Origin of the sequence: Actinoalloteichus hymeniacidonis (assembly GCF_014203365.1) — a bacterium.
GTDB lineage: Bacteria > Actinomycetota > Actinomycetes > Mycobacteriales > Pseudonocardiaceae > Actinoalloteichus_A > Actinoalloteichus_A hymeniacidonis.
In genome coordinates, this window is sequence record NZ_JACHIS010000001.1 from 929913 (window position 1) to 945924 (window position 16012).

Consider the following 16012-nt stretch of genomic DNA (forward strand, 5'->3'; position numbering starts at 1 on the left):
GGTGACTGCGGAGGATAAATGCTTCGCCGCCGACCCCGTGGCGGGTTTCCCCCACCGGGTGTCGCCGACCGGTTCGTGGATGGGCCTCGCGGCTACGTCAGCAGGATCCAGCCGAGCCCGAGCAGTCCCAGCAACACGGTGGCGGCGGTGAAGAGCATCGGCAGGCGTCCGCTGGGCAGCGGCTCCGCCCGATGCAGCCGCTCGGCCGTCCGGCGATAGCGACGCAGCGTCAGCAACAGCAGGCCACCGGTCCCGGCCGCAGCAGAGACGGCCAGCACCGTGGCCACCACCGCGTTGATCTCCGCCGCCAGCCGGACCAACGCCAGCGACAGAACGACGAAGGCCAGCGCGGTGCGTCGCCACGACAGGGCGGTCCGTTCGGCCTGCGCCAAATCCCAGACCTCGACCGGCGGCGGGCCAGGTGTCATCGCTCCACCACGAGAACGACGAGGATGAACACTCCGAAGGCAAGCGACACGCTCACCAGCAGCACCCCGGCCGACAACGCGGGCAACGGCGAGCCGGTGCGCAACGCCCGCTCCGCCGCGATCCACCGCAGCAGCCCGAACACGCCGGTGGCCATCCCCGCGACCACCAGGGCGAGCGCGAGCAGCAGGTACGACGTGCGATCGGGGGCCAGTACATCCAGCCCCACACCGCCTGCGGTCAAGGCCATCGCGGTCCGCAGCCAGGCCAGGAACGTTCGCTCATTGGCCAGACTGAACCTCGGATCGGGCTCCGCGCCGACGCCGTATACCCGCCGTGGCCTGCGGAGCCGTTCCCGTCCCATGCCGGTCACCGTAACGCCGTCGGACACCGGCATGGGCGCGTCCGTGCCTCGACCAGCGGTAGGGGCACAGACGTGATCCACCCACCGTCGGGTTAGCGTGGCTCTCGTGCAGCATGAGGTGAACGGCCCAGAACGCGCCGTCAGCGTATGGAGTCCGTCACTGGTGTGGTTGCTGGTCGGCACCCTGGCGGTGTTCCCCGGCTTCTTCCTGTTGTTGTCCGTTGTCCCGCAATACGCGGCGGCGGGCGGCGCGGGCCCCTTCGGCGCGGGTGCGGGCACCGGCGTGTTCATGGCCACTACGGTCGGCATCCAGCTGTTCATGCCCAAGCTGTTGGTCAGGTTCGGCTATCGACCGATGCTGGCGGCGGGCGTGGTGCTCCTCGGCGCGCCGACGGCGCTGCTCGTGCCCTACGACGCGCTCTGGATCATCCTGCTGACCAACGCGGTTCGCGGTCTGGGATTCGGGATCGTCACCGTGGCCTTCTCCGCGCTGGTGGCCGAGCTGGTGCCGCCGCAACGGCGCGGCCAGGGCGCAGGCCTGTACGGCGGAGTGGTGGGCGTGGCCGGAGTCGCCGGGCTGCCCCTCGGGGTGTGGCTGGCGGGCGAGGTCGGCTATGCCTCCGTGTTCCTGCTCGCCACGGTGCTGCCCTTGCTCGCGCTGTTCACCCTGCCCGCGATGCGCGCGCCCGCCGCCGCGGTCGACACCAAGCGTCGCGGGGTGCTCCGGGGCCTGCTCGACGGCGGACTGCGTCGGCCCTTCCTGTTGTTGCTCGCCTTCTCGCTGTCCTCCGGCGCGGTGGTCACCTTCGTTCCGCTCTCCGCAGCCGACACCGCAGGCCTGGCCTCGTTGGCACTGCTCGTCCAGCAGGTCTGCGCCGCAGGTTCCCGCTGGGGTGCGGGCCTGCTGGGCGACCGCTTCGGCAACGGGAGATTGCTGGCTCCCGCCGTGCTGGCCGGGGTGACGGGCCTGGCGCTGACGGCCTGGACCTCGGGTCCGTTGCTGTTGGTGGGCATGGTGCTGTTCGGCCTGGGCTTCGGCGCGGCGCAGAACGCGACGATGGTGGTCATGCTGCATCGGGTCGACCGGGAGGGCTTCGGTGCGGTCAGCACGCAGTGGAACATCGCCTTCGACGCGGGCACCGGCCTCGGCGCCTCGGCGATCGGGCTGATCGTGCAGCTTGCGGGCTTCGAGATGGGCTTCGCCGCGGCCGCTGCGCTGTTGGCCGTCACCCTCGGCGGCGCCGTGGTGGACCGCACCGCCCGTTGAGACAGCCGGTGGATGAACCGATCGGGCGGCCTCCGTTGCGGAGACCGCCCGATCGCGGGTGCTGCATGGCCGTTCGATCAGAACGCGAAGATCGACCCGGTCGCGGCTTCGAGGATGCACTTGTTCGAATAGGTCTTCTCGTGGGCGACCGGGGTGCCATCGATGGTTCCCGTCGCCGTCGCCGTGTACGGCTGGTAGATCATCGTGCACAGCGCCTGGTCGTCGATGGCCTCGAAGCGATCGCCGACGGCCTTGAGATCCGTACAGGCCAGGGCGGGGTCGGGGTGATTACCGCCTGCGGGGTCGCAGGTCAGTACCGCAGTCCGCGTCGACGGCGAGTTCTGATGCGCCGAATAGCCCTCGCCTTCGCTGATGGTGAGGGTCAAATTGGTGGGAATCTGCCCCTCGGTGGTGGGTGCCGCAGTGCTGTCGCCGCTGACGTCGTTGACGCCGGTCACTACGGAAGCGGCAAGCATCGCGGTCGCGACGAGGTGATTCCAATACATGGTGGGTCCTCCTGGGAGCACTACATGCGAACTGGGGTAGGAAGGGTCTATCCGTTGAGTAGGCCGCAGTGCCAGGGGAGCGGGATTTCTTCCCTCATCGGGTATCACTCGATAGTGGACGGATACTGAGGGTTCGCTAAGGCGCGAGAGAGCACTGGAAGCATCGACGGTCAGATCACTCGAATGGGTAATGGGTGGTCGAAAAGTTGTTCCGAACCCAACGATTCGACGAATTCCGACTTGCTCGCATGGCTCGGAGCAGGGATATCTCGCTTCGGTTGACCGGTGACTATCCGATCAGGGCGAGGGTAACGACCCGGACACCCTCAGGACGCGGTCGTCTCCGCACTGAGCCAGTCGAGGTAGTCCTCGTTGCCGCCGAAGATCGGCGTGGCGATGATCTCGGGAACCTCGTAATCGTGCTGCGCTCGAATATGCGCGGTCAGTGTGTTCAACCGAGCGGTGGTCGTCTTGATGACGCACTGCCATTCCTCGTCGAACGTGACCTGGTTGTTCCACCGATACACACTGCGCACCGGGCCGAGAATCTGGACGCAGCCCGCGAGCCGCGCCTCGATGATCCCCGCCGCGAGCCGGTCGGCCTGCTCCTGGCTTGCCATGGTGGTGACCACCTGGCAGTAGACCGAGGGATCCGCCTCATCCGGCGTCGGGGACCCGAGGGCCGGTGCGGTTGCCGTCGGCGCGACCGTGGCGGCGGGGGCGGCAGGATCGGGTATCGACATCGGGCTCAACTCGCTTCCGAGTTCGCGGTTCGCCTGGCCCCTCTTCCTACCAAGCCACTGTGGAACCCGACAGTGCGAGACGGCGGAAGGGCGCCGGATCGAGTGTCGATCCGCCGCCCTTCCGAGTGGTGCGCTGTGACTCAGCGGCCCGCGTGCGGGGCGCCCTTGCCCTGGTGGCCGTGGTGCTCGTGGTGGCCACCCTTGCCGCCATCGGTGATGATCGTCGTGTTCGCGACGTCGTCGGTGATGGGGGCGTTGGTGCAGTCGTTGATCTGGGGCGACAGCACCGGGATGATGACGCCGATCACGGCGGCGACGTTGTTGCCGCAGAGCTGCACCGGGACGGCGCTGATGTTGTTGTCGTTGACCGCGTTGACGCCGTCGTTGTCGATCGAGTCGGCGAACGCGGGGCCGCCGAGCGTCAGGACACCGAGAGCGGCACCGGCTGCAGCGCCGGCAATCCGTGCGGAAGTACGCATGGTGTGCACCTTTCTCATACTTGATGAAGGGCGCCCGGCGAATCACCGCTGCGAATGGCAGGCGGGGGCCGGTTGCCGGTCTAGCTGATGGTGGAGATGGTCAGAACAACCGACCGGGCGACACTCAGTCCTGGAAGACGAGCTTGTTGCCGATGTCGTCGGTGACGGGCGCGTTGGTGCAGTCGCTGATCTGGGGCGACAGCACCGGCACGATGACGCCGATCACGGCGGCGATGTTGTTGCCGCAGGCCTGGATCGGCACGGCGCTGATGTTGTTGTCGTTGACCGCGTTGACGCCGTCGTTGTCGACCGAGTCGGCGAACGCGGGCGCACCGAGCATCATCACGCCGAGGGTGGCAGCTGCGGTGGCGCTGAGGACGCGTGCAGAGGTACGCATGGAAACACCTTTCTCAAAACAGACAAGATCGGACCTAGGAGCGATCGGATTGATGCTTGACCGCTCATAGGGGGTGGTACTGGCGGAGCAGGTGAGCATTCGGATTCCCTGCCCGCTGGGAGCAGTTATGTCGGAACCCGACTACCGGAACGGTGTTCGAATATCAGTCGAGACCTGCGAATCGCTCGCCTGTCGCGTGGGGTACGGCACCATGACTCGGTTGTCGATAGCACTCACGAGTCGCCGTCGCGATCAGGACTTCGAGCACCGCCTGAACTCCACTGATTTCCGACGAACCGGTATGGACGACGACGCCGATCGCGGCCCCACGTATTGCCGTTGCGGAGGTGGATGGACCACGGTGCTCATGGTGGTGTCCCTTGAGTGCGTGGATACGCCGTCGCTATCGACGGAGTGGGCAGGATGGGAACCGCCGACCGTCACTGCGCCAACCGAGGTTTCGGCTATGGCGCTCGCGCGACGAGTGGAGGTATCCACGTGCTGCCTTCCGTCATTTCATCTTTGACCGAGAAGCCCATCCCGCAGTGCTGCCCGGCGGGAAGTGCCGTCAGCATTCTGCACCATGAACCTCCCGATATTGACCGTCTACGCGTCATATCGGCCATTTACACCTTATAGAGTGAATCATCTTTGAAGCGGTTCGCTGGTCGTCGACGTGAAACGAGTCGGAGGGTATATGGCGCAATGGAGGGCTAATCAAGAAAACCGTGACAGGGGTGCACCGAATGGTGTACCCCTGTCACGGTCGATATTGCGGAAGCGGGCTCGTGAACTCAGCCCGAGTGCCGACTTCTATGCCTGTTGGAACCTCGGCTGTTGCTCCGGTCGATCAGCCGATCAGATCGGCAGCTTGCCGATGAGGGGCTGGGTCAGGCTGCCTGCGGCCGCGGGAACCTCGGTCAGCGAGGGAGTCGAGAGCGGCGACTGCGTCTTGGGCGCCTCCAGCGAGCTCGGCACCGTGAGGCCGCCACCGACCAGCTCGCCGAGTCCGCTGCCGTGCAGGGCGTTGAGCTCGGGGGCCTTGTTCGGCTGACGGACGTGGTGCTCGACCGTCGGCTCCGGGGCCGGAGCCGGTGCCGCCGCACCCGGCTTCGGGGCGTTGACGTTGCCCAGCAGGTTGCCGACCGGGTTCGTGCTGATCATGGAGCCCGCCTCGCCGATGGCGTCGGTGAGGGGCAGCTGACGGGCCGAGTCGGCGACGCCGCCGACCGCGTCTGCCGGGGCGGGCAGCGTCGAGGGCGCGCTTGCCGCCGGGTCGATCAGGCTGGAGACCTCGGCGGGCAGCAGGCCGGTGACCGGGCGCAGCACGCCGCCGAGATCACCGAGCTGTTCGGTGCCCTGCCGGGCCGTGCTGGTGGTCTCCCGTGCCAGGTCGGTCACCGGGTTCTGCCTACCGAGACCGTCGACGACGCCGGACACGGTGCCGGTGACCTCGCCGAGCGGCGCGGCCTCGCGAACCCCGTCGATGTCCGAGCTGATCCGGGTGAGGGCCTGGTCTGCGGCGGGGCCGACGACCGGGACGTCGGCGGTCTCCGGCAGCGTCGGCGTCGAACCGAGCGGTCCGCCGCTGACCGCGCCGGTGACCGGGCGGGTGATCGTGTTGGGGTCAAGCGGCTGCCCTAGCGTGTAGCCCTCGACCGCGTTGATCTCCACCGCCGTGTCCACCGCGGAGAATCCGGAGTAGTTCTCCGGCCGCTCCCGAAGCCTGGTCGACAGCAGGGTGTCCGAGGTGCTCTGGTCGAGCACGCCGGTGTTGCCCGGTGCCACGTCCAGTGCGATGTCGGGACGGGTCCGCTGCAGGGCGGTGACCTCGGCCACCTCGGTGCCGAGCGCGCCGCCGAGGCGGTTGACCCGGTTGACGTCCAGCAGCGGCCCGGGGGTGGTGAACTGGTCGGCGAGCGCCAGCGCGGTGCCCTCCAGGGTGTAGGCGGGCTGCACGAACACGTTCGGGATGCTGGCCTTGGCGGTGACGTCGGCGCAAGGCACGATCTCGCTGCCGGTGACGGCGTAGGCAGGTGACTGGCAGGAGTGCAGCGGCAGCTCGGCGCCGATGTCGGTCGGCACGTCCGCCTTGGAGGGCAGCCGATCGGTGGCGTCGGTGGCCATGGCGGTGCCGGCCCCCATCGCGGCGAAGCCCGCGGCCATCACCGCGGCCTGGAGCGTGCGCGAGGTCTTGGAAGGCAAGGTGACTGTCTCCTTGATGTCGTGCGGGAGTCGTTCGGTCTGCCGGATCGTGTGGACCGACGACTCAGGCGGGGGTGCGAACCGGACGGTCCGCGGTCGCGTTGTCGGTCGCAGTGCCGGGCGAGAGAAGCAGTCTTGGCCGTGAGGGCAGCCGCTGCCCGCCACCGGGCACGCACGTTCTCCAGGCATGATCGACCCGAAGACGATCAATTCGGCAGTACTTCGCGGTACAACCACTCGGAAGTGCCGCGAATTTAGCTCGATATGGGGATCTTCTTCGAGTGATCGACGGCGTGGGGAATCCTGCGCCCTCTCGCGAGGTCGCTGCGCATCTGTGCGCCGAGACGGGTCGTCGGCGTCGTCGCCTCGGCCGGTGAACGCCGACTCCTACGGGCGCGTCCCGCCGTTGTTGGGCTCCCAGGCCGAGGACAGGGCGGCGTGGGCCATGGTCGCCAACAGGGTGCGCATCGTGGCCAGATCGGTGTTGGTCGCGCTGTGCGGGGTGGAGTTGAGCAGTCCGAAGGCGGCATGGGTGGCGGCGAGCAGCCTGCCCCGCGCGGTGTGCGGAGCGATCCGCGCCGCCACGGCCACCCATTCCTCGACATAGCGACGTTGCAGGCGGCGTACGGTTCGCCGTTCGGCCTCAGGAACGTTGTCGAGTTCCCGGTCGTGCACCGTGATCAGCGCGGGCTTGCTCAGGGCGAACTCGACATGCCATTCGATCAGTGCGTCCAGCGCCGCCGCCGGCCCCTCGGCGGCCGCGACTCGGGCGGTGCCCTCGGTCAGCAGGCGTTCGCTGACCGCCAACAGCATCTCGGCCAGCACCGCCTCCTTGTTGCGGAAGTGCCGGTAGAGCGCCGGGCCGGAGACGCCGACCGCGCGCCCGAGGTCCTCGATGGACACGCCGTGATATCCACGTGCGGCGAACAGCTCGGCGGCGGCGTCCAGGATCTCCTGTCGCCGCTCGGCGGAGCGTCGCCGCGTTCCGGTCGACTCCTCCTGATGGTTCTGCCGCATCGGCTCAGAGTAGACGGCGAAGGTTAGCGGGCGTTAACATGCGGCTGGAGTTAATGGCCATTAACATCCCGCCCGGTGCCGTGCGCCCTGGTGGGTGCGAACGAGAGGCGGAAGCCATGGACGCACCCGTGCTGTCCAGCGCTGGCGATCCCCACGGCGCGGCCTTTCGCCGCAACGTCGACGCGCACACGGCGCTGGTCCAGGACCTGCGGCAACGGCTGTCGGTGGCGGCCAAGGGCGGCCCGGAACGTGCCCGGACCCGACACCTCGAACGCGGCAAGCTTCTGCCGAGGGACCGGGTGGACACGCTGCTCGATCCCGGTTCCCGTTTCCTGGAGCTCTCCCCGCTGGCCGCGAACGGCCTGTACTCGGACGACGCGCCGGGCGCGGGACTGATCGCGGGCGTCGGCCGGATCGCGGGCCGGGAATGCGTGGTGGTCGCCAACGACGCCACCGTCAAGGGCGGCACCTACTACCCGATGACGGTCAAGAAGCATCTGCGCGCTCAGGAAGTGGCGCTGCACAACCGGTTGCCCTGTCTGTACCTGGTCGACTCCGGCGGCGCCTTCCTGCCCAGACAGGACGAGGTCTTCCCGGACCGAGAACACTTCGGTCGCATCTTCTACAACCAGGCGACGATGTCCGCCCAGGGCATCCCGCAGCTCTCGGCGGTGCTCGGTTCCTGCACCGCGGGCGGCGCCTACGTACCCGCGATGAGCGATGAGAACGTGATCGTCCGAGGTCAGGGCACCATCTTCCTGGGTGGCCCTCCCTTGGTGAAGGCCGCGACCGGCGAGGTGGTCACCTCGGAGGAACTCGGCGGCGGCGACCTGCACTCCAGGGTCTCGGGCGTGACCGACCACCTGGCGAACGACGACGCGGACGCGCTGCGCATCCTGCGCTCCATCGTGTCGACTCTTCCGCCGCGCACCCCGGCGGCCTGGGAGATCGCACCCACCGAGGAACCCGTGGTCGACCCGGCCGAGCTCTACGGCGTGGTCCCGGTGGACTCGCGGACGCCCTACGACGTCCGCGAGGTGATCGCGCGGGTCGTCGATGGCAGCCGGTTCAACGAGTTCAAGCCGGATTACGGCCCGACCCTGGTCACGGGCTTCGCGCGCGTCCACGGTCATCCGGTCGGCATCGTGGCCAACAACGGCATCCTCTTCGGGGAGTCCGCGCTCAAGGGCGCGCACTTCATCCAGCTCTGCGATCAACGCTCGATTCCGCTGGTCTTCCTGCAGAACATCAGCGGGTTCATGGTCGGTCGGGAGTACGAGGCCGGTGGTATCGCCAAACACGGCGCGAAGATGGTCACCGCCGTGGCCTGCGCCCGCGTCCCGAAGTTCACCGTGGTCATCGGTGGTTCCTTCGGCGCGGGCAACTACAGCATGTGCGGGCGGGCCTTCGCGCCCCGTTTCCTGTGGATGTGGCCCAACGCGCGGATCTCGGTGATGGGCGGTGAGCAGGCCGCCTCGGTGTTGGCCACCGTCCGAAGGGACCAGCTCGAAGCCAAGGGCGAGGAGTGGTCGGCGGCCGACGAGGACGCGTTCACCGCACCGATTCGAGCGCAGTACGAAGAACAGGGCGACCCCTACTACGCGACCGCTCGGCTGTGGGACGACGGCGTGATCGACCCGGCGGACACCCGCACGGTGCTCGGACTGGCGCTGTCGACCTCGGCGAACGCACCGCTGGCGCCGGTGAACTACGGCGTCTTCCGCATGTGAGCGACGGAAACCATCGCCCGCCCGGGGCGGGCGGGCAGATCAGGACTGGAGGTAGCCGGTGTTCGAGTCCGTGTTGATCGCCAACCGGGGCGAGATCGCGGTGCGGATCGCCCGCACCCTTACCGACCTCGGCATCCACTCGATCGGCGTCTACAGCGATGCGGACCAGGATGCCCGGCACGTCGGCGCGGTGGACCGAGCGGTCCGAATCGGCCCGGCCTCGGCGACCGAGAGCTACCTGAACATCGACGCGGTCGTGGCCGCCGCCGTGCGCACCGGGGCGCAGGCGGTGCACCCCGGCTATGGCTTCCTCGCCGAGAACGCCGACTTCGCCAGAGCCTGCGCGGCGGCGGGACTGGTCTTCATCGGGCCCTCACCGGCGGCGATCGAGCTGATGGGCGACAAGATCCGGGCCAAACACGCCGTCGTCGCGGCCGGGGTGGGCGTCGTTCCCGGTCGGTCCGAGGCGGGATTGTCCGATCAGGACCTCATCGACGCCGTCCGGGAGATCGGCCTGCCGGTGCTGCTCAAGCCCTCGGCGGGTGGCGGCGGCAAGGGTATGCGGCGGGTGACGACGATCGAGGGGATCGCGGACACCGTGCGGGCCGCTCGTCGGGAGGCACGTGCCGCGTTCGGCGACGACACCCTGCTGGTGGAGCGCTACATCGAGCGGCCCCGGCATCTCGAAGTCCAGGTGCTCGCCGACCAACACGGCACGGTGCTGGCCTTGGGGGAGCGGGAGTGCAGTCTGCAACGCCGCCACCAGAAGATCATCGAGGAGGCGCCGTCGCCGCTGTTGGACTCCGATGCGCGTGCGGACTTCCTGGCCGATGCCGTGGCGGTGGCCAAGGCCTGCGCCTATGTCGGTGCGGGCACCGTGGAGTTCATCACCGACATCGAGGGCCGGGGACGCAGCTTCCTGGAGATGAACACCCGACTCCAGGTGGAGCATCCGGTGACCGAGCTGGTCAGCGGCGTGGACCTCGTCGAGTGGCAACTGCGGGTGGCCGCCGGGCAGCGGTTGCCCGCCGACCTCGGATCGACGGGACCAGGCGGGCACGCCGTCGAGGCTCGGGTCTACGCCGAGGACCCGGACCGGGGATTCCTGCCGACCGGCGGACGAATCCTCGATCTCGTCGAACCCGCCGGTCCCGGCGTCCGGGTGGATTCCGGCTTGCAGAGCGGGGCCGAGATCGGCGGTGACTACGACCCGATGTTGGCGAAGGTGATCGCCTGGGGGCCGGACCGTGCCACCGCGCTGCGCCGACTCGACGGTGCGCTGAGCCGGACCGCCCTGCTCGGCGTCACCACGAACGTGGCCTTCCTTCGCGCCCTGCTGAGCAGGGACGAGGTGCGCACGGGCCTGCTGGACACCGGACTGGTGGAGCGGGTCGTCGACGAGCTGGTCGAACCCCGGCCGCCCGAGGCGGTGCTGGTCGCCGCAGCGCTGGAGCGACAACTGGCGGCGGAACCCTCGGGCAACGTCGTCGACCCCTGGGACATCCCCGATGGCTGGCGGATGGGCGAGTCCTCGGCGCGACGCCGGTGGATCGGCCCGATCGGCGGCGACCAGGTGGAGGTCACCGTGCAGGGCCTGGCGAGCGCGGCCCGCATTCGGATCGACGGGGGGCCGTCGATCCCGGCCGCCGCCCGTTTCGAGCACGGCGAGCTGGTCGTCGCCTACGACGGGACCGTGCAGCGCTACCGACACGCCCGAACCGGCGAGGTCTGCTGGTTGGGCAGCGCCGGTCGGACCTGGGCATTGGTCGAGCGGACTCCGCTGGCCGAAGCCGGGCAGGACACCTCGGTAGCGGACCCGATCGTGCGCAGTCCGATGCCCGGCACGGTGCTCTCAGTCGCCGTGGCCGAAGGCGAGGAGGTTCGGCCGAATCAGCCGTTGCTGATCGTCGAGGCGATGAAGATGGAGCACACGGTGCTGGCCCCCGTGGCGGGGCAGGTGCGCGATCTGCGAGCCCGACCGGGCGCCCAGGTCGCCGTCGACGAGGCGCTCGCCGTCGTGGTCACGGCGGCCGAGCCCACCGATCCCGTTTCCACCTCGGCCGCTGGCTGAGGCCGACGGCCACCCGGCCGAGCCCGACTCGACCGACTCCGACCACCACGACTCGGCCACCGCCGAGGACGTGGGCGAATCGACCCGGCCGTTGCGACCGACCCGGCCGTCAACGAGAAGGAGTGTTCCCAGATGCTCGATCATCGGCTCGACGAGGAGTACGAGGCACTGCGGTCCACGGTGGCCGAGTTCGCTCGGGCAGAGGTGGCGCCGGTGATCGGCGACTACTACGAACGCGAGGAATTCCCTTATCCGATCGTGGCCGGGATGGCCGAGATGGGCCTGTTCGGGCTCCCGTTCCCCGAGTCCTACGGCGGGATGGGCGGCGACTACTTCGCCCTGTGCCTGGCCCTGGAGGAACTGGCCAGGGTGGACTCCTCGGTGGCGATCACCCTCGAAGCAGGCGTCTCCCTCGGGGCGATGCCGATCTACCGCTTCGGTACCGAACAACAGCGGCAACGCTGGCTGCCCGAACTATGTGCGGGCCGCAAGCTCGCGGCCTTCGGCCTCACCGAGGCCGACGGCGGTTCCGATGCCTCTGCCACCAGGACCACGGCCCGTGCCCAGGACGACCACTGGGTGATCAACGGCAGCAAGTCGTTCATCACCAACTCGGGCACCGACATCACCTCGCTGGTCACCGTCACCGCGGTGACGGGCACCAGGGAGGACGGGCGCAAGGAGATCTCGGCGATCGCGGTGCCCTCGGGCACCCCGGGCTTCACGGTGGCGGGCAAGTACTCGAAGGTCGGGTGGAATGCATCGGATACCCACGAGCTGGCCTTCGCCGATGTCAGAGTCCCCGCTGAGAACCTCATCGGCGAGCGGGGACGCGGCTACGCGCAATTCCTCCGCATTCTCGACGAGGGACGCATCGCCATCGCGGCACTCGGCGTCGGACTCGCCCAGGGCTGCGTGGACGAAAGCCTGCGTTATGCCTCCGAACGAGAGGCCTTCGGGCGCAACATCGGCGCCTATCAGGCCATCCAGTTCAAGATCGCCGACATGGAACTACGGGCCCACACCGCTCGGCTGGCCTACTACCACGCCGCCTCCCGAATGCTGCGCGGTGAGCCGTTCAAGAAGGAGGCCGCGATCGCGAAGCTGGTCAGCTCCAACGCGGCGATGGACAACGCCAGGGAGGCGACTCAGATCTTCGGCGGCTACGGCTTCATGAACGAGACCCCGGTCGGCCGGTTCTATCGGGACGCCAAGATCCTGGAGATCGGCGAGGGAACCTCCGAGGTGCAGCGGATGCTCATCGCGCGTGAGTTGGGTATGTCGGCCTGACCTCGATGCGCGGCGGCGGGGCGGCCTTCGCACCCGGCCCGCCGACCTCGGTTATTCGAATGCCTCGGCAGGTAGTGCGGGGATGACATGGCCTGCGGCCTGCGCCGCCGTCTCGCAGGCCGCGTCGAGATCGGGGTTGGTCGCCAGCACGCGGACACTGGAGGTGTCGGTCGCGGCGACGTCGATGGCACACATGTTGCCCTGGGTGCGGACCTCCCTGGCGGCACGGCCGCCCACCTCGGTGCTGGATGCCTCGGTGAGACCGTCGAGGTTCCAGTCGTCCAAGCCGCCGTAGGGATTGAGCGAGACCCCGACGCCGAGGTCGCCGTTGGTCTCCATGTCGACGATGATGCAGTTCCCGCGTCCCCGGTCGCCCTCTCGGTAGCTGGACGGCCCGGAGATTCCGATGTCGTCGAGCATCTCATCGGTGAGGTAATCGCAGGTCGTCGTCGCGTCCAGGTGCGGATTCGGCTCGACGTCGTCCGGTGGTGGCTCCAGGGATTCCGACTCGCTCGGCTCTTCGGAACCCTCGTCGCCCTCGGCTTCGTCGGTGGGTTCCTGTGACTGTTCGAGGAGATCGCCCATCTCCGGCGGGGGCGGAGCCGAACCCTCGGCCGGTGCCGCGCGACCGGCTTCCTGGGTGGTACACGCAGCGAGCAGGAGCGCGCCCGCAGCCACCAGACCACCGACTCGCCACCGGATTCCGACAGTTCTCACATCCGCATCCCTGAACGCCACGCCGGTATTGTGCCCGACACCTCCGGCGCCAACCCGTGGATTCGTCGTGTTCAGCCGGTTCCTAGCGGGATTGAGACCTTCGTTCGCGTCGCCACCCCGCCCTGCGGTCCGCAGGCTCGCGTCGCGTCGGCGACCGTCCATCGGTCGAGTGAGACGGACAGCGGCCCGTGCCTGGCAGGCGGGTTTCTCGCCAGCGGACGCCTGTCTCGGATCTGCTCGTGCCGTCTTGACACCATCCGCACCCAGTAGCACTGTTGGTTCATATAGTGCGTACTCTCCGCACTATATGAACGGAGGTTCGGGTGGCTCGGGTAGCGGGGTGTCTGGACGACCAACACGCCACGGCGATGGTCGGTGGCAGACCCCTGGCCGTCCTGGCCACGACGGACGCCACCGGCGCGCCGCACAGCGCTTTGATCTCGTGGTTCGTTCCGCTGGACGAGTGCACGCTGGTCGCCGCGTTGGACACCCGCAGTCGGCACGTGCGAAATCTCCGGCACAACCCGAGATTCGCGCTGCAGATCCTGGCCGACGACCTGGTGCTCGCGGTGAGCGGCCGGGCCGAGTTCGTCGTGGGCGAGCTGGCCTCAGCGCCGTTTCCCGCGTCGGCCGTTCGGCTCTCCCTGGAGACCGTGGTGGACCAGCAGCTGCCTCAGATGCAGTTCCGGGGGCCGAGTTACACCTTCGACATCACCAAGGGGCATCGCGACGCGGTGGAACGTCGGGTGCTCGCGGAGCTTGCCGCCACAGATCCCCGACCACCGTGGTCGACCGACCGACAGGAAGAACCCGCCTGATCGATCACCGGTCGCCGTCGCGGGCCCGCTCTGGGTGGGCCGCGGCGAACTCGGGAAAGGACTCCCAGCAATGAAGCTGAGCATCTTCTCGGTCACCGACCACTACCCGGCGCGTGACCGCAGCATCGCTTCCTTCTACGACCAGCTGCTCGGTGAGATCTCCTATGCCGAGGAGCTGGGTTTCGCCAACTATTTCATTGCCGAGCACCACTTTCATGATTACGGAATCGTGCCCTCGCCTGCGGTCTTGCTCGCGGCGGCCGCCCGGCAGACCAGCCGAATCGGCCTGGGGGTCGCCGTCGCGGTCCTGCCCTTCCACCAGCCGATGGTGCTGGCCGAGGAATACGCCATGCTCGACCAGCTCTCCGGCGGACGCCTCGCCCTCGGCGTGGGGTCCGGCTACCTGCCGCACGAGTACGCGGGTTTCGGCGTCGACCCGGCCGAGAAACGCACTCGTTTCGATGAGTCGTTGGAGATCATGACCAAGGCGTGGACGGGTGCGCCGGTCCACTTCGAGGGACGGCATCATCGGCTGTCCGGGGTCCGGTCGGCGATCACCCCGGTGAGCTCGCCGCCGCTGTGGGTCGCGGTGATCCGACCGGAGGCCGCCTACCACGTAGGCAGGCAGGGCCGGAACATCATGCTGATCCCCTACGCCTCCGCAACGGACATCGGGCATCTCGGCGAGGTCGTCACGGCCTATCGCCGGGGCTTCGCCGAATCCGGCGCCCCCGGACAGGGCGATGTCGCGGTCGCCCTGCACACCTATGTCGGCGAACAGCCCGACGTCTCCGACGAGGTCGGCCCCGCACTCGCCCAGTACACCGACACCAGGCTCTACCACAAGAGCCACCGCAGTTATGCGGAGCTGGTGGCGGCCGAGTTGGTGTTGTTCGGCGATGCGGACCTGGTGTCTCGTCGGATGCGTCGGTTGGCCGAACTGGGCGTCACCCAGTTGTTGGCCTTGTGCAATTTCGGTGCCCTGGCGCCGGAGCTGGTGAACGCCTCGATGAAGAGGCTGGCAGGCATCGACGCAGACTGACCTCACCGCGGGCCGTCGATCGAGCTGCGGAGGGGATGGCTCGACCCGGCCGACGAGTGGCGCCTGCGGATCATCATCCGCAGGCGCCACCGTCAATTCGTGGTCAGGAAGGATTCCACGGCGGACACGAGCGCCAGTGGTGTCTCGTCGGCGGCGTAGTGACCGGCGTTGGAGAACACCTCGAGGCGGGCGTTGGGATGCCACTGCAGCCAGGTGTTGCGCAGGGCATCGCCGTTGAGCGCCGGGTCGTGCTCGCCTGCGATCGCCAGTACCGGGGTCGCGTCGCCGACGATCGACTCGTGGAAGTCGTGCCGCGCCCAGTCCTGGAGGTAGGCGGCGAAGGCGGGCACCGTCGAGCAGTCCAGTGAATGACGCACCATCGCGTCCAACCAGAAGCCGCTGTGGCGGTTGCCGGTGGTCAGGTCGATGATCGCGCGTCGATTGGCGGGGTTCTCGGCGGCGCCCTCGAAGAGCTGCCAGGACTGATCGTCGAAGGGGACGCCGGATGCGGGAACCGGGGAGATGCCTGCCACCGAGGTCACCCGGCTCGTGTCCGCAGCCAGTACGGCGGCCGCGACCTTGCCGCCCATCGAGTGTCCTAAGAGTGCGAACTCGGACCAACCCAGGTGGCCGGCCAGCGTGAGGACGTCGGCGGCGGCTTCGGCCATGGTGAACTCGCCGTCGAGGTCCCGGGCCGCTCCATAGCCTCGGAAATCGACGAAGGCGTAGCTGAATCGGGTGGTGTCGAGGTAGGGCCGGATCGAGCGGAAAGCGGACCGATCGGAGAACCAACCGTGTAGCGCGATCACCCGTTGCGGTCCTTCGCCATGGATTTCGTGCGGTAGGACTGTCACCATCAGCTCCTCGTCGACGCGGCTGGCCAGTCATGTTGATCTCTGGTGTCGGACCAGCTTCGAGGTCGATGACTCGACTGTCAACG

Annotated in this window: 16 protein-coding genes; 6 read left to right on the forward strand and 10 right to left on the reverse strand. The window is 68.3% G+C overall.

From position 1 onward, the window contains the following. Positions 1-92: 92 nt before the first annotated feature. On the reverse strand, positions 93-428 hold the full coding sequence (locus BKA25_RS04260; protein ID WP_069851926.1) for a DUF202 domain-containing protein: 336 nt from the start codon (positions 426-428) through the stop codon (positions 93-95). Further along, a complete protein-coding gene (locus tag BKA25_RS04265; RefSeq protein ID WP_069854045.1) occupies positions 425-790 on the reverse strand; it encodes a YidH family protein in 366 nt (121 codons plus the stop codon). Before BKA25_RS04265 ends, BKA25_RS04260 begins: the two co-directional genes overlap by 4 nt. Positions 791-896: 106 nt before the next feature. Here BKA25_RS04265 and BKA25_RS04270 point away from each other — a divergent pair, with 106 nt between their 5' ends. After that, entirely contained in the window at positions 897-2057 is a 1161-nt protein-coding gene (locus tag BKA25_RS04270; RefSeq protein ID WP_172803860.1) for an MFS transporter, read from the forward strand. A 77-nt stretch (positions 2058-2134) separates the two neighbouring features. On the opposite strand, the gene BKA25_RS04275 is transcribed toward BKA25_RS04270, so the two are convergent. The 6 genes from BKA25_RS04275 to BKA25_RS04300 all read right to left on the reverse strand — a co-directional run bounded on the left by BKA25_RS04275 (position 2135) and on the right by BKA25_RS04300 (position 7404). After that, a complete protein-coding gene (locus BKA25_RS04275) occupies positions 2135-2563 on the reverse strand; it encodes an SSI family serine proteinase inhibitor (protein ID WP_084643366.1) in 429 nt (142 codons plus the stop codon). A 326-nt stretch (positions 2564-2889) separates the two neighbouring features. Further along, on the reverse strand, positions 2890-3306 hold the full coding sequence (cutA, locus tag BKA25_RS04280; protein ID WP_084643365.1) for a divalent-cation tolerance protein CutA: 417 nt from the start codon (positions 3304-3306) through the stop codon (positions 2890-2892). 140 nt (positions 3307-3446) lie between these two features. Continuing rightward, positions 3447-3785, reverse strand: a complete 339-nt coding sequence (locus BKA25_RS04285) for a cousin-of-CoaP protein (RefSeq protein WP_069854041.1) — start codon at positions 3783-3785, stop codon at positions 3447-3449. 124 nt (positions 3786-3909) lie between these two features. Then, positions 3910-4182 carry a cousin-of-CoaP protein gene (locus BKA25_RS04290; RefSeq protein ID WP_172803859.1) on the reverse strand — a complete coding sequence of 91 codons (273 nt, stop codon included), beginning with the start codon at positions 4180-4182 and terminating at the stop codon, positions 3910-3912. An 858-nt stretch (positions 4183-5040) separates the two neighbouring features. Beyond that, positions 5041-6387, reverse strand: coding sequence for a hypothetical protein (locus BKA25_RS04295; protein ID WP_157421258.1), 1347 nt, complete (start codon positions 6385-6387; stop codon positions 5041-5043). 387 nt (positions 6388-6774) lie between these two features. Next, the gene (locus tag BKA25_RS04300; protein WP_069851922.1) at positions 6775-7404 is read right to left on the reverse strand and encodes an SACE_7040 family transcriptional regulator; all 630 of its coding nucleotides are present in this window, start codon (positions 7402-7404) and stop codon (positions 6775-6777) included. A gap of 116 nt (positions 7405-7520) precedes the next feature. Between BKA25_RS04300 and BKA25_RS04305 the strand changes: the two genes are divergently transcribed. From BKA25_RS04305 to BKA25_RS04315, 3 genes are all read left to right on the forward strand, one after another. Further along, a complete protein-coding gene (locus tag BKA25_RS04305; protein WP_069851920.1) occupies positions 7521-9134 on the forward strand; it encodes a carboxyl transferase domain-containing protein in 1614 nt (537 codons plus the stop codon). Between the two features lie 58 nt (positions 9135-9192). Then, positions 9193-11205 carry an acetyl/propionyl/methylcrotonyl-CoA carboxylase subunit alpha gene (locus BKA25_RS04310; RefSeq protein ID WP_069851919.1) on the forward strand — a complete coding sequence of 671 codons (2013 nt, stop codon included), beginning with the start codon at positions 9193-9195 and terminating at the stop codon, positions 11203-11205. Positions 11206-11337: 132 nt separating this feature from the next. Next, complete coding sequence (locus tag BKA25_RS04315) at positions 11338-12495, forward strand: acyl-CoA dehydrogenase family protein (RefSeq protein ID WP_069851917.1); 1158 nt, start codon at positions 11338-11340, stop codon at positions 12493-12495. A gap of 51 nt (positions 12496-12546) precedes the next feature. Here the strand turns inward: BKA25_RS04315 and BKA25_RS04320 are convergent, their stop codons facing one another. Further along, positions 12547-13212: a DUF3558 family protein gene (locus tag BKA25_RS04320; RefSeq protein WP_172803858.1), complete on the reverse strand. Its 666-nt coding sequence runs from the start codon at positions 13210-13212 to the stop codon at positions 12547-12549. A 323-nt stretch (positions 13213-13535) separates the two neighbouring features. Here BKA25_RS04320 and BKA25_RS04325 point away from each other — a divergent pair, with 323 nt between their 5' ends. Both BKA25_RS04325 and BKA25_RS04330 read left to right on the forward strand, forming a co-directional pair. Further along, positions 13536-14030 (forward strand): pyridoxamine 5'-phosphate oxidase family protein, encoded by a 495-nt coding sequence (locus BKA25_RS04325; protein ID WP_157421257.1) that lies wholly within the window; start codon positions 13536-13538, stop codon positions 14028-14030. Positions 14031-14100: 70 nt separating this feature from the next. Continuing rightward, positions 14101-15072 (forward strand): LLM class flavin-dependent oxidoreductase, encoded by a 972-nt coding sequence (locus BKA25_RS04330; RefSeq protein ID WP_069851911.1) that lies wholly within the window; start codon positions 14101-14103, stop codon positions 15070-15072. A gap of 92 nt (positions 15073-15164) precedes the next feature. Here the strand turns inward: BKA25_RS04330 and BKA25_RS04335 are convergent, their stop codons facing one another. Further along, complete coding sequence (locus tag BKA25_RS04335; protein WP_069851909.1) at positions 15165-15929, reverse strand: alpha/beta fold hydrolase; 765 nt, start codon at positions 15927-15929, stop codon at positions 15165-15167. Positions 15930-16012: the final 83 nt, after the last annotated feature.

Coding starts and splice junctions, on each gene's coding strand:
- BKA25_RS04275 (WP_084643366.1), bottom strand. CDS start 2,563: ATGTATTGGAATCACCTCGTCGCGACCGCGATGCTTGCCGCTTCCGTA.
- BKA25_RS04300 (WP_069851922.1), bottom strand. CDS start 7,404: ATGCGGCAGAACCATCAGGAGGAGTCGACCGGAACGCGGCGACGCTCC.
- BKA25_RS04285 (WP_069854041.1), bottom strand. CDS start 3,785: ATGCGTACTTCCGCACGGATTGCCGGCGCTGCAGCCGGTGCCGCTCTC.
- BKA25_RS04330 (WP_069851911.1), top strand. CDS start 14,101: ATGAAGCTGAGCATCTTCTCGGTCACCGACCACTACCCGGCGCGTGAC.
- BKA25_RS04290 (WP_172803859.1), bottom strand. CDS start 4,182: ATGCGTACCTCTGCACGCGTCCTCAGCGCCACCGCAGCTGCCACCCTC.
- BKA25_RS04265 (WP_069854045.1), bottom strand. CDS start 790: ATGGGACGGGAACGGCTCCGCAGGCCACGGCGGGTATACGGCGTCGGC.
- BKA25_RS04260 (WP_069851926.1), bottom strand. CDS start 428: ATGACACCTGGCCCGCCGCCGGTCGAGGTCTGGGATTTGGCGCAGGCC.
- BKA25_RS04335 (WP_069851909.1), bottom strand. CDS start 15,929: ATGGTGACAGTCCTACCGCACGAAATCCATGGCGAAGGACCGCAACGG.
- BKA25_RS04315 (WP_069851917.1), top strand. CDS start 11,338: ATGCTCGATCATCGGCTCGACGAGGAGTACGAGGCACTGCGGTCCACG.
- cutA (WP_084643365.1), bottom strand. CDS start 3,306: ATGTCGATACCCGATCCTGCCGCCCCCGCCGCCACGGTCGCGCCGACG.
- BKA25_RS04305 (WP_069851920.1), top strand. CDS start 7,521: ATGGACGCACCCGTGCTGTCCAGCGCTGGCGATCCCCACGGCGCGGCC.